The sequence below is a fragment of the Saprospiraceae bacterium genome (genome assembly GCA_016715965.1).
In the GTDB taxonomy this organism is placed as follows: Bacteria; Bacteroidota; Bacteroidia; order Chitinophagales; family Saprospiraceae; genus Vicinibacter.
The window spans coordinates 1,036,912-1,049,421 of sequence record JADJXG010000001.1 but is presented as its reverse complement, the minus strand read 5'-3'; the positions used below and the strand labels follow the sequence as shown (position 1 = coordinate 1,049,421).

13 protein-coding genes are annotated in these 12,510 nt (G+C 40.0%); 1 reads left to right on the top strand and 12 read right to left on the bottom strand.

Annotated features, from left to right (window positions below):
• Positions 1-3: 3 nt before the first annotated feature.
• The 10 genes from atpF to IPM48_03685 all read right to left on the bottom strand — a co-directional run bounded on the left by atpF (position 4) and on the right by IPM48_03685 (position 9,991).
• Positions 4-531: a F0F1 ATP synthase subunit B gene (gene atpF, locus IPM48_03730; protein ID MBK9270683.1), complete on the bottom strand. Its 528-nt coding sequence runs from the start codon at positions 529-531 to the stop codon at positions 4-6.
• 87 nt (positions 532-618) lie between these two features.
• A complete protein-coding gene (gene atpE, locus IPM48_03725) occupies positions 619-825 on the bottom strand; it encodes an ATP synthase F0 subunit C (protein ID MBK9270682.1) in 207 nt (68 codons plus the stop codon).
• 35 nt (positions 826-860) lie between these two features.
• Complete coding sequence (gene atpB / locus IPM48_03720) at positions 861-2,183, bottom strand: F0F1 ATP synthase subunit A (protein ID MBK9270681.1); 1,323 nt, start codon at positions 2,181-2,183, stop codon at positions 861-863.
• A 211-nt stretch (positions 2,184-2,394) separates the two neighbouring features.
• Entirely contained in the window at positions 2,395-3,999 is a 1,605-nt protein-coding gene (locus IPM48_03715) for a right-handed parallel beta-helix repeat-containing protein (GenBank protein MBK9270680.1), read from the bottom strand.
• A gap of 425 nt (positions 4,000-4,424) precedes the next feature.
• Positions 4,425-5,063 carry a 7-carboxy-7-deazaguanine synthase gene (gene queE, locus IPM48_03710; GenBank protein ID MBK9270679.1) on the bottom strand — a complete coding sequence of 213 codons (639 nt, stop codon included), beginning with the start codon at positions 5,061-5,063 and terminating at the stop codon, positions 4,425-4,427.
• Positions 5,060-6,310: an HAD-IIIA family hydrolase gene (locus tag IPM48_03705; GenBank protein MBK9270678.1), complete on the bottom strand. Its 1,251-nt coding sequence runs from the start codon at positions 6,308-6,310 to the stop codon at positions 5,060-5,062. Before IPM48_03705 ends, queE begins: the two co-directional genes overlap by 4 nt.
• 15 nt (positions 6,311-6,325) lie before the next feature.
• Positions 6,326-6,898 carry a D-sedoheptulose 7-phosphate isomerase gene (locus IPM48_03700; protein ID MBK9270677.1) on the bottom strand — a complete coding sequence of 191 codons (573 nt, stop codon included), beginning with the start codon at positions 6,896-6,898 and terminating at the stop codon, positions 6,326-6,328.
• Between the two features lie 3 nt (positions 6,899-6,901).
• Entirely contained in the window at positions 6,902-7,930 is a 1,029-nt protein-coding gene (locus tag IPM48_03695) for a dehydrogenase (protein ID MBK9270676.1), read from the bottom strand.
• Positions 7,902-9,050 carry a glycosyltransferase gene (locus IPM48_03690; GenBank protein ID MBK9270675.1) on the bottom strand — a complete coding sequence of 383 codons (1,149 nt, stop codon included), beginning with the start codon at positions 9,048-9,050 and terminating at the stop codon, positions 7,902-7,904. The genes IPM48_03695 and IPM48_03690 overlap by 29 nt, the downstream gene beginning before the upstream one ends.
• The gene (locus IPM48_03685; GenBank protein ID MBK9270674.1) at positions 9,050-9,991 is read right to left on the bottom strand and encodes a glycosyltransferase family 2 protein; all 942 of its coding nucleotides are present in this window, start codon (positions 9,989-9,991) and stop codon (positions 9,050-9,052) included. The genes IPM48_03690 and IPM48_03685 overlap by 1 nt, the downstream gene beginning before the upstream one ends.
• Positions 9,992-10,313: 322 nt before the next feature.
• Between IPM48_03685 and IPM48_03680 the strand changes: the two genes are divergently transcribed.
• Entirely contained in the window at positions 10,314-10,523 is a 210-nt protein-coding gene (locus IPM48_03680; GenBank protein ID MBK9270673.1) for a hypothetical protein, read from the top strand.
• A gap of 496 nt (positions 10,524-11,019) precedes the next feature.
• On the opposite strand, the gene IPM48_03675 is transcribed toward IPM48_03680, so the two are convergent.
• Positions 11,020-11,205, bottom strand: a complete 186-nt coding sequence (locus IPM48_03675) for a hypothetical protein (GenBank protein MBK9270672.1) — start codon at positions 11,203-11,205, stop codon at positions 11,020-11,022.
• 8 nt (positions 11,206-11,213) lie between these two features.
• Positions 11,214-12,257, bottom strand: coding sequence for an IS481 family transposase (locus tag IPM48_03670; protein MBK9270671.1), 1,044 nt, complete (start codon positions 12,255-12,257; stop codon positions 11,214-11,216).
• Positions 12,258-12,510 lie beyond the last annotated feature (253 nt).

Genomic DNA, 12,510 nt, shown 5'->3' with positions numbered 1-12,510 from the left:
CGATTAATTGACTTTGATTTCATCCACAAGGCGCTTGATATAAGATTGCTGTTCTGCATCGTTGCCTAATTTTTGGCGGATAACAGTTTCAGCAATGTCTACAGCCATTGCACCTACCTGATTTTTTACATCCACCAATGCTGCCTTTTTTGCAGTTTCTATGTCGTTTTTGGCATTGGTGACGATTCTCTGTGCTTCTTCCTTGGCCCTTTCTCTTGCTTCAGCGATCAGGCTGTTGGCAGATTCTTTGGCGTCCCGGATGATTCTCATTTTTTCTTCTCTGGCCTCAGCACTGATTCTTTCGTTTTCAGAGATCAGATTTTTCATTTCCTCACGGGCTGTTTTTGCCGCGTTGAGTGAATCCTGTATGTGATCTGCACGCTCATTGAGCGCCTGGATAATGGGTTTGAAGGCAAGTTTTCCAATGATTAGCCAAAAAATCAGGAAGACGATTACTGTCCAGAGAAGCAAACCAAAATTGGGTTTGATCGGACTGAAATCCATCGAAAGCAACAGGATGAATGATTCCATATATTGTTTTACTTAATGCGATAATCGTTTTAAAAAAGAACAGGTACAGCAACCAACCGTTCTGCACCCTGTTCGAATCAAATAGTTTTAAGCCACGAGATAAGCAAGGATGATGGCGATCAAAGCCGCACCCTCTACCAGCGCTGCAGTAAGAATCATATTGGCGCGGATATCACCGATGGCCTCAGGCTGGCGAGCTATCGCTTCCAACGCTTTACCTCCGATCGTACCCACTCCGATTCCTGCACCAATCGCTGCAAGACCCATTCCGATAGCTACAATTGAACCTCCCATAATTTCAAATTTTAATATGGTTTATAAATAATTAATTAATGACTCATTTCTTCGTGACCATGGTGGTGATCTTCAGTGGCAGCTCCAATGTAAGAAGCGGTCAATAAAGTAAACACATAAGCCTGAATAAATGCCACCAACAATTCGATGGCCATCATAAACAAAGTTAACAATACGGATCCGATGGAAGCACCATAGGCTGCCCCCGGACTTTCTCCGGATTTTCCAAAAATAAAGATCAGACCAATAAAAATGGTGATCACCATGTGACCTGCCGTGATGTTGGCAAAAAGTCGCAGCATCAAGGTCACGGGTTTGATGATGACGCCAAGTATTTCTACCGGGGTCAGAACAAATATTTTAACAGCTGCAGGAATTCCCGGCATCCACAGAATGTGTTGCCAGTAATGCCAGTTGCCATTGAGGTTGACGACTATAAACACAAGAATCGCCAATACCATGGTGACAGCGAGATTTCCGGTTACGTTGGCTGAACCCAGGAAGGGAATTTGTCCAAAAAGATTCAATCCCAAAATAAAAAAGAAAATAGCCAAAAGCAAAGGCATAAATCTGGCGTATTTATTTCCCAAAAAAGGCTTTGCTACTTCATCTTGAAGAAAAAGTATAATGGGTTCGAAAAGCTTTTGAGCTCCTTTTGGGGCAGTACCCGGAGCGCGCTTGTATTGACGGGCCATGCCAATAAACAACCAGGAGAGTAAGCCAATCACCAACAACATGGCAAAGACATTTTTCGAAATGGACAGGTCATAAAAACCGGTGATTCCACCTTCAAAAATTCCGCCATCTGCGGTACTTGATTTTTCAAGATTTAAAGGAGTACCCTGATAAACCACCTGATCGATGTATTTTTTCTTACCATTTTCTTCGGTCTCCACAGCAGTAAATGGTCCAATTTCAACCTTGCCAATCGGAAAGGATGGTTCAGTGATTCTCATGACTTTACCGGCATTGAGCACGTATCGGTCGATTGCATAATGTCCGGATCCATGGTGGGCGTTGTCGATGCCAAATTTTCCGGAAGAAAAAACAGACCAGCCTTGAGATGGGGCGTAAAGAATGCAGGGAAGAGGAATATTCCAGGGTCCAATGTTGTAAACATTTAGATCAGAAATATGATGGAAAGCGGTACTTTTTGGATCAAAAGCGCTGTGATCATTGTGATCTGCAGCTTTTGGATGATTGGCATTTTCAGCGGGGTGGGAGTGCGCGGGGTGGTCGTGACCATCGTGATGATGGTGGTCGTGATGGTGAGAATCATGTTGATGATCAGCATTTTGCGAACTGATTCGCCCTAGGGAGATCACTGCAAATAGTAAAAATGTTAGGTATTGTTTCATCATGGGACAGACCCTTTTTCAAAAAACCGTGCAAAGCTAAAGCTTTTTGGGCTTATGCCTTGAGGGAGTAAATGTTAAGATTTTGTTTATCCGCAATTTACCTCTTTAATTCCCATTTTTGAAACTTCTCAGACAATCAAGGAAGCTCATAGAGTTAAAAACCAATCGATGATCAAAAACTGGAAAGTTCGATGGAATTGAGCATTGAATTTTAAGGTGTCAGATGGTACAGAAAATAGGTTTTTGATTGCTCAGCACCATTGGGCAATTGTTTCAAAATATAAATTCCAGGATTTAGATTTAGTTTCCTGGGATCAGATTGATTTGGATGGATGGGTCGGCCATTGATATCAAACAGCATCCATTTGGAAGTTGGCTGGTCTCCAATCAAACTTTCAAATGATGCCCAACCAAAAAGTCCATAGATAGCGTTCTGGCTTGCGGAGGAAGGATCCTCTACAAAAGAAATGGAAACTTTTTCATAACAGCCAATGTCATAAGCACTGCCTTGAGGTCTTGAAATCCCCACTAAATCCGACATGCTATGGGGGGCGACCCAATCAGTGCCTGCATCCAAGAGCGGAGAGTTGGCCGAAGCCTTGTAATTTTTGTTGTTAAAATTTACAAATACCAGGGATTGGTCCATCAGAGCTTTCAATGAGTGAAGATCATACCCAAGCGATTGCCAGAAGGAAAGCGTTTTGCTGCAACCGTCATCGATATCACAGAATTTGTCGCTTACATAGTTGTAGTCACTGATGATTTCCTTTTGAACGAAACCGTTTTTTTGTAAGGCAATGGCCCCTTTCCACGGATGAAAATTTAGAATCACATTGTTGAAAATCTGGATTCTTTCAGCATCGTCAATGACATGAATTCCCCAACGTCCATCGGCTGGTACAATAATGGTGTTGTTGAATACTTTTACATCCGTACATCCTTTGGAAGCGTCGCCATGAAATAAGGTAATTCCCGAAGCTTCATGGTTGTTGTAAATCAGATTGTTTGTGACCAGTGCGCGGCTCAATCCTTGTAAGTTTAAGCCAGCCCCTCTCTTGTTTTCAAAAACGATGTTGTAAGAAATATCCGCGTCCTCGCTGTACCCAGGTGCGCCGCTACTGAGATCGGGGTTGTACTGTATTCCACTCGCTTTATTGAAAGAACAGGAATTGTATCTCACCACAGCACGATCACTGTTGTTGGAAACATAGATGCCGTGTTCTCCGTGGGATCTGCTGCAAACATTGTGCTCGACCAAAAGATCGTCCGTGTAACCCGTAAATATTCCGCGGTAGCAACTGTCGCATTCATTGTATAAAATGCTGACATGGTTGGCGTACACAGCGCGAATGCCTTCCTGCAGCATTCTTCTCACTTTGAATCCAATGATGTGGATGTAGTCGTTGTTTTCAATATTGATTCCATTGTTGCGGTACAAGGCCGTGGTGATGATTACCCGGTCACCCATGGCAAAATAAACGATTGGTCTTCCGGCTAGTCCATTTTGTTTGTCGCGATGGTCAAATCCGGTATAATTTCCATTGTACACGAGCACGCTGTCACCCGCTCTGACTTTATTGGTGGCAGCCTGGATGGTCCGCAAAGGAGTGGAAACGGTCAGACCGTTGTTGCTGTCGTTGCCGGTAATTGACACGTGGTAGTTGGTGGCTGAGACATAGTATATACCGAGAACAAAAAGTAGGATAACGTAAAAAAAAGGGGTAAATGTTGCTTTCATTCGCTTTTTATTTTCGTGGTTCAAAGATAATTTATTCGATAATAACAACACAGGAATTTCCACCTGCGAATGTTTCATTCAATTTCATTTTATAAGAGTACCGGCGATAGCGCAACGCTGCTTTATGGGAATCAAATTTTGAAATTCAATTTTCTCAGATTTCAGACCAAGTGATTATTAATGTTGGAGAATAGAATTTATTGATATGAATTCATTGCTCATACTGAAATGCACCATGAAATATTTGAATCATTTTTCTGTATTGAAGGAGATGATAAGAATCTTCCAGATAAATAGTTTGATCACGATTTTCTGAAGTAGTTATAATTCCTAGCACAAATTTAAAAGTAAAAGAAATTGTCATCAATTGCTAAGTTTTATAAACCATAATTATCACCTTTTATTTATTTAATTCTGCAATTGTATCTTCAATAATATGAGCAAACATTTTTTGGAAATCCAACTAAAAGGGTGCAATTTAAATTTAAAATGGAACCTGCAACTTACCTAATTCCAATCATCTTATGACTTTGCAAACTCAGTCTCCATTGAGGATTTTGGTGGATAAATGCAATGGATTTTTCTATATTGACTTTGATATCCGGTCCATCCATGGGTTGGATAAAAAAATGCTGGAAATTTAATTGCTCAAAATTTTCAGGAGACAAGTCTGGTTGTGGATAGACAAACTTGAGTTCGTGACCGGATTTTACCACAATATCAGTATTTGGTTTGGGGCTCATGCAGATCCAATCTACTCCTTCCGGCACTACGATGGTCCCGTTGGTTTCGATGGCCACTTCAAATCCTTTTTGGTGCAAGGCTTTGATTAGATATTCATCCAATTGCAACAAGGGCTCTCCTCCGGTGCATACGATGTATTTATGTTTTTGGGATTCATCAGGCCACAAAGCGTTCACCTGGTCTGCAAGCAGATCTGCGTTTTTGTATTTTCCACCCAGTGTGCCGTTTGTTCCCACAAAATCAGTATCGCAAAATTTACAAACCGCAGAACTTCGATCTTCTTCTCTGCCACTCCATAAATTACATCCTGCAAAACGCAAGAAAACAGATGCCCTTCCGGATTGAGCACCTTCACCTTGCAAGGTCAAAAATATTTCTTTGACAGAATAGCTTTTCATTTTACAAATTGGGCTAAAATATTTTCTCTAAATTCTTTAAGACTTTCCACCACATGGTCTTGTGTTGGATTTCCTTGTTCGTCGCTAAAATTTGATCCCAAAGCCACCGTCTTCATTCCTCTGGATCGTCCCATGAGCATGTCTGTGTTACTGTCACCGATGATCAAGGATTCTGCAAAAAGCATATCCGGAAAGTCCATTTTTGCCTGATCCAACATTCCAGCTTTCGGTTTGCGACAAATGCAATCCAATTCTTTGGTATGAGGACAATGGTAGATTCTTGCAAAGCGAACTCCAAAAAATTCAAGAATCTCTTCCATGACATCATGGATATTCTGCAAATCTACTTCAGTCATTAATCCCTTTCCTATGCCCGCTTGGTTGGTCACCACAAATATTTTCTCAAATCCAGGAGCAATCAAATGTAATTCTTCCAATACTTCATCCCTGAATCTAAATTCTTCGAAGTTCTTGACATAATCATTGGGTCTTAATACATTGATGACGCCATCTCTGTCCAGAAAGAGATTTTTTATTTGCGGTTTGTAATTGAGATTCTTTGATAGAAACTCTTCAGCACGTGCATAGTCATCCGGAACACCAATGTCGATGAATGGTAAGTCATTTACTTGGGCGAAAAGAGCCTGTTGGTAGTTTTCTTTTTCCAATAGATCTTTTTCAAAAGAAAACACTTCAGGTAAACTCAATGACAGGAACCATGATTTGGAGATCAAATATATTCCACCATTGATCAAACCATAATTAATTTCATTTTTTTCATGAAAACGGCTTACTTTTTGATGAATATCAATCTCAACCGTGCCATACCGATGGGGAAAAATCATGGGTTTGAGTGTCAAACTTATGTTGGCATTCTTGGCAGTGTGAAATTGATATAGTGGATTTAGTTCAACGGGATAAAAAGTATCTGCATTGATTACAAATACATGGTCAGACCGACATTGTTGAATGGCTTTCTGGATAGCGCCACCAGTACCCAGGGCTTGTTCTTCAACGACAAAACTACATTTTAAATCTTCAAAATTCCTGCGAACATAATCGATCACAAGATCTGATTTGTATCCCAATGAAAATACATAGTGATTTATATTCTGTAACTGGAGGTAATGCAATAGGGCATGTAAAAATGGACGTTCACCGACTGGTGCCAGACATTTTGGAAGTTCAGGAATCAGATGGGCCAGCCTTGTTCCAAAACCACCGGCCAGAATGATGCATTCATTCATTCGTATTACAGGAATTTATACAAAATAGTTTTCTTCTACCCATTGACAAATGATGTGTCCGATCAGAATATGGCATTCCTGAATTCTTGGTGTATCGTCCGATGGTGCTGGAATCCAAATGCTGCAATGGTCTTTCATCATACCCCCTTTACTACCGGTTAGCGCAATGGTTTTGATGCCAATTTCATTTGCGGCCTGCAAAGCAAGGACAATATTTTTTGAATTACCAGAAGTACTTATTCCCACCAGAACATCTTCGGGTCTGCCGATACCGGAAATCAATCTGGAGTAAACGACATCGTAGCTGTAATCATTTGCTACTGCGGTCAAATAAGATGTATTGGTATGAAGCGCTTCGGCCGGAAGGGCTTTTCGGTCTGTGTAAAATCTACCGGAAAATTCTGCAGCGAGATGTTGAGCATCCGCAGCACTACCACCATTTCCGCAAAAATAGATTCTTCCTCCCTGTTGTAAAGAATGTAAGACTGCAATCGAAGCTTCCTTGATTTTAGAAAGCGTGCCGGCATCCCCGGAGAGGATGTTTTTAATTCGGATCGATTCCAGAATGATGTTTTTAATTTGATCCATAATTTAGGTATTCATTTTCCAGCTTCTTGCGCCTTGTGGTGTAAACTGGTATTTTAAAAAATAACCGCCAAACTGTGTCAAAGTTTCAATGACCTTGTATCTGCTGTTGCGCGGACAATAAAAAAACATAAATCCACCTCCGCCAGCTCCGGAAATTTTACCGCCACTCGCTCCTGCTTTTTTGGCAGCGTCGTAAATTTCATCCAGACGATCATTGCTGATATTGTCTGCCATTTTCTTTTTTTGCTGAAATCCAAAATCAAGAATTTCTCCGATCTCGTGGAGTTTTCCTTTGAGCAAAGCATTTTTCATCATGCGGCTTTGTTCTTTCAATTGATGCATCGCCTCTATGCTACTTTCTTTGTTATCGGAAACATTTTTTTGTTGCTCACTGATAATTTGTGAAGAACTTCGACTGGATGATGTAAAATACAGGATCAAATTATTTTCCAGTTCGTTGATGTATTCATATTTAATACGGAGAGGATTGACGATGACCTGATCGGCTTTATTAAATTCCATAAAGTTGACACCCCCGAAAGTAGCAGCATACTGGTCTTGCTTACCGCCCGCGAGTCCTAAATTAATTCTCTCAATTTCAAAAGCCAAATGAGCAAGATCATAATCTCCAAAAGGAATATTGAGCATTTCAGAAAATGCCTTCAACATAGAAACCATCAGTGTAGAAGAAGTCCCAAGTCCACTTCCGGCAGGCACATCCATGGATGTTGTCAACCTGAATCCCTGGTTGCCGATTAGGCCCTCCTTTCTGAGTCGATTGTACAATCCGCATTGTAAGCTGAGACCTTGATCCACATTGACATGATCTCCTAAATCAAACACCAAAGATTTTTGTTGATCGATGGAATCAAAAATTATTTTTGGTTCATCGATGGGTTCAATGCTGCTGTGTGCGTACAGGGATATCGTGGCATTCAATATAGCTCCTCCGAACAGATCACTATAGGGACTGACATCCGTGCCTCCACCCGCAAGCCCTAATCTAAATGGTGCTTTGCTTCTCCAGATCATGGTACAATTTTTTGATGGTCTCCACCAGCGTGGTCCAATTTAACTTCTTTTTTTCTTCCAATAAATGGGATGTAAATCGATCTACATCATCTGCAAAAAAATCGATAATCGCGGATGAAATGGAATCAGAATTGGGTTCACAAACCAAACCAACTTTGCCGTGAGGGACGAGTCTGGGCAAAGCTCCTACGTTGGTAACAATCATGGGTTTTTCAAAATGATAGGCCAAAGGAGTGACCCCGCTTTGTGTAGCGTGGATGTAGGGTTGCACGACCACATCAGCAGCGCTGAGGTAATACTTTACTTCGCTATCGGAAATAAATTGGGTGTGCATCAGAATTATTTTTTCGATACCTTCCTTTTTGATTGTTTCAAGATAGGGTTTTTCATCTTCATAAAATTCTCCCGCAACAAGACAACGAATTCCTGAAGAACGAAGAGGCTCTTTGGCGAATGCTTCCAAAAGCAGGTTTAAACCTTTGTATTTTCGAATAAAACCAAAAAACAATACCAACGGATGGTCTTCCTGCAAATTCAGATGTTTGCGGGCTTCTCGTTTATCCAACTTTTCACCAAAATTATCATACAAAGGATGATCCACCACCACCGCTTTTTTTTCCTGTTCGAAAATACGCAGATCCATTTTTACTTTTTCACTCATTGTAATAAAAGCATCTACGGATTTTAAAAAGTATTTCGTAAAAGCGCGATCACCGGGACGTTTTTCGTGGGGAATCACATTGTCGGCAATGCAAATTATTTTGGTGTGATCATTTGATTTGGCTATTCTCAGGATGGTCCCAAGACAGGTCCCCATAAAAGGCAGCCAATAACGCACGATGATCAGATCAGGTTTTAGGCGTTTTAGATCTTTACCTACCTTGTACCAATTGAAGGGATTCACTGAGTTGATGACCACTCTGATGTTGAGATTCTCCGGAGCCGGTTCATCGGAGTATTGGGTGGTTCCGGGAAATAAGAATCCTGGGTATTGCAATGAGAAGGTCCAAATGGACGTATTCCAGGCTTGTTGTTGCCATTCTCTGGCCAGCCTTTCGTCAAATGAGGCCAGACCTCCACGCAGAGGATGTGCCGGTCCAAGGATGATGACAGATGGCATTATTTGATTTCGTCTGAGATGAGATAGTTATTGCGTTCTGAGGCTGATCTTGAAATGAGCTCAGCGACAAAGCCTGTCAAAAACATCTGCGACCCGATGATCATCATCACCAGACTAAGATAGAAGGCCGGTCGCGCAGTCATTCCATAGACTTGATATGCAAATTTTGTAAACATTAAGTAACATACAAAACACAATCCCATAAAGAAGAACAGAAGACCCAATGATCCAAAAAAATGCATGGGGCGCTTGCCAAACTTGCTGATAAAAAGAATGGTGGACAAATCAAGGAATCCGTTAAGAAAACGACTCATCCCAAATTTGGAGTAACCGTATTTTCTGGATTGATGGGCTACAACCTTCTCTCCTATTTTTTTAAATCCGGCCCATTTGGCGATGACCGGAATGTAGCGGTGCATTTCGCCATATACTTCAATGCTTTTGATCACTTCGGATCGATACGCTTTCAGGCCGCAATTCATATCGTGGAGTTTAACCCCACTCATCCAGCCGGTTACCGCGTTGTAAAGTTTGGACGGAAGATTTTTGGTAAAAGTATTGTCTTTTCTTTTCTTTTTCCATCCGGAAACAAGATCGTATCCATCCTGGACGATCATATTATATAAGGCAGGAATTTCTTCAGGAGAATCTTGCAAATCTGCATCCATGGTGATGACAACTTTTCCAATGGTTTGTCTGAATGCCGTGTTCAATGCAGCTGATTTTCCATAATTTCTTCGAAAACGGATCCCTTTGATGAGACTACCATGTTCATGGTGTAAATTGCGGATAACATCCCAACTTCGGTCTGTGCTCCCGTCATCGACGATCAATACTTCATAACTAAATTGAAGTGGATCCAAAACGCGCCGTATCCAGGAAACAAGTTCTGGCAGCGATTCTTCTTCGTTAAAGGAAGGTACCACGATCGAAAGATCCATGTTAATACTTAATAGATGTTAGACTGCAAAGTTAGCCAAAATTGTGGATCTATACCAAGAAACATATCTAAATTATAGATAAACAATAAATTATGAGTTAAATTATGTTTACATATTAAAATCAAAATGGGTCTTTTAAGGAATTCTCGGGATTTAAATGAACTGGCAAGTGAAATTAAGGATGGTCTAAAAATGGATGTTCGGCTTCACAAAAAATATTCAAACTCATCCGTTTGTTTTGATTTTTGCAAATTTTACAAGGGTGGAGGAGAAAAGTATTTGGTCTTAATACCAAAAAGATTTTTTAAAAAACAGACAAAAAATGAATCCTGTACTCTCACTTCATCGCAAATCTGAATGTCGCTGTCCAATTGATTATTATTTTGCATTCCACGATTTTATTCAATCGGTTGACGGGCTGCAGGATGTTGTTTATTCCAACAGGAATGGTTTGAGCGATCGCGAGAAAAGGATGGTTGCAAAAAAATGTCCGTCGGATATCAGATATTTGAAGAACTCTTTTCAGGAATAAATTGTCGTGTACCTTTGGTCGCTATGGAAAAGTTTCTGGTGCGATTGAAATTTTGTTGTTTTGACTTTGAACCCGCATGAGGACAACACGAATGACTTTAGATTGCAAAGATCATTTTGGTGGACGCACTATGTCATTGGAGTGAAATGGATCCTAGTATAAATTTTATATGCGAAATTCAGGTACTGATTTCAGCAGCTAATTGAAGAGTGTTGGTTACAATCAGTCCTTACATGTTTCTTCAGATTGTGTTTCAAGTTTCACTTGGGTTGCGATGAATATCAGCAAAACAATGGAGTGAAGGCAAATGCTCTAATGCAGAGTCAGGATATAGGCTTAATAGGTCTGATGTCAAATAATTTTGCACATCTGGCTCAGGAATTCAATGAGACTTTATATCGATTTTCAGAGCCAAGCAGAACCCGGGTTTTTTGAAAAGGGTCCTGACAGCAATCAAATACCTATCAAATCTTGAACAATTTGCAAAAAACTTAACCTAGATTAAGTTGTAATAACCTAGACTTGATCTGACAGTTGGCGATAAAAAAGAATAATCCAACGCTTCAACAAAAGTAACAATTGTTCCGTAAAAGTCAAGAGCGAGGCAAGTTCCTTCGGAACTCTTGACATTTACTCCACAATTTAGTTTGTTGACGTTTACGCGTTGAATTACTCTATTCATGATCTTCTTTATTCAAAATGAGTTTCTAACATTTTATCAATTGCAATATTTTTTGACTCGATGTGAGTTTGCATAGGAGTTTTGCCAAAGCAATATTTTCCGGAATGAGGTCTGTCCGAATTATAGTAATGTAGCCAATCCTCCAAGTCTGCCTGTAGCTCTTCAATAGATTTGTATAACTTTTTACGGAAGGTAATGGCATAAAATTCATTTTGAATGGTGCGGTGGAATCTTTCACAGATACCATTAGTCTGTGGGTGTCGTGCTTTGATCTTAGTATGTTCAATATCCTCCAAACTCAGATAAAGTTCGTACTCATGATATTCTCTTTTTCCACAGTATTCCGTGCCACGATCGGTCAGTATCCTGAGTAGCCTGATTTGCTCATGTTCATAAAATGGCAGGACTTTATCGTTTAGCAAATCGGCTGCTACAAGAGCATTTTTACGATCATAGATTTTTGCCAGAACTACCTTAGAGTAAGTGTCAATGTAGGTTTGTTGATAGATACGACCAACGCCTTTGATATTGCCAATATAATAAGTATCCTGAGCTCCCAGATAGCCCGGATGATATGTTTCAATTTCACCTTGAGATTCCAATTTTTCTTTCTTACGCTCCAAGGCTACAACTTGGGCTTCTGTAAGAATTATTCCATCCTGGGCCACTTTGGCTTCGAGGGCCTTTAATCTCTTTTGGAAGGTCTCCAGATCGTGCCTCAACCAAACACAACGAACTCCACAAGGGGATACAAATATTCCTCTCTTAACAAGCTCATTTGCAACCCTTACTTGTCCAAAAGCTGGATTGTCAATAGCCATATCAACAACTGCTTTCTCTACTTCGGGAGCCACTCGATTCTTGACCAGTGGTTTGCTCCTGCTGACTTCGATTAAGGCCATTTCGCCTCCTGTGTCATACATCTCTTTAATCCTGTAAAAACTATCCCTGGAATACCCCATTATTTTACAAGCTTGAGATACATTTCCCAATTTTTCTGCTAAATGGACTAATCCCAATTTAGTTTTGATTAATTTTGTTTCTAATTTCATTTTCTGACAGTTTAGTGGTTAATTAATTATTTTTGACAACTTAAAATTAATCACTAACTGTCAGATTAAGTCTAAACTATTACAATTAAGTATTTAAAATGGTACCTTTTTTAAGGGAGAATTCATTTCTTTCATTTTCATTTGTTTAATTGATGAATTGATGATTTTAATAATTTTAAGATTTCAGTACATTTTGATTCTATTGTTTAAGTTTTAACCAATTAGATTAAATATTTTATTAATAATGTAAATA

Bases quoted from the DNA above. Each gene is read 5' to 3' on its own strand.
- IPM48_03715 (MBK9270680.1), bottom strand. From the start codon at position 3,999: ATGAAACATTCGCAGGTGGAAATTCCTGTGTTGTTATTATCGAATAAA.
- atpE (MBK9270682.1), bottom strand. From the start codon at position 825: ATGGGAGGTTCAATTGTAGCTATCGGAATGGGTCTTGCAGCGATTGGT.
- IPM48_03690 (MBK9270675.1), bottom strand. From the start codon at position 9,050: ATGCCATCTGTCATCATCCTTGGACCGGCACATCCTCTGCGTGGAGGT.
- IPM48_03695 (MBK9270676.1), bottom strand. From the start codon at position 7,930: ATGATCTGGAGAAGCAAAGCACCATTTAGATTAGGGCTTGCGGGTGGA.
- IPM48_03680 (MBK9270673.1), top strand. From the start codon at position 10,314: ATGAATCCTGTACTCTCACTTCATCGCAAATCTGAATGTCGCTGTCCA.
- atpF (MBK9270683.1), bottom strand. From the start codon at position 531: ATGGAATCATTCATCCTGTTGCTTTCGATGGATTTCAGTCCGATCAAA.
- IPM48_03700 (MBK9270677.1), bottom strand. From the start codon at position 6,898: ATGGATCAAATTAAAAACATCATTCTGGAATCGATCCGAATTAAAAAC.
- IPM48_03670 (MBK9270671.1), bottom strand. From the start codon at position 12,257: ATGAAATTAGAAACAAAATTAATCAAAACTAAATTGGGATTAGTCCAT.
- IPM48_03685 (MBK9270674.1), bottom strand. From the start codon at position 9,991: ATGGATCTTTCGATCGTGGTACCTTCCTTTAACGAAGAAGAATCGCTG.
- queE (MBK9270679.1), bottom strand. From the start codon at position 5,063: ATGAAAAGCTATTCTGTCAAAGAAATATTTTTGACCTTGCAAGGTGAA.
- IPM48_03705 (MBK9270678.1), bottom strand. From the start codon at position 6,310: ATGAATGAATGCATCATTCTGGCCGGTGGTTTTGGAACAAGGCTGGCC.
- IPM48_03675 (MBK9270672.1), bottom strand. From the start codon at position 11,205: ATGAATAGAGTAATTCAACGCGTAAACGTCAACAAACTAAATTGTGGA.
- atpB (MBK9270681.1), bottom strand. From the start codon at position 2,183: ATGAAACAATACCTAACATTTTTACTATTTGCAGTGATCTCCCTAGGG.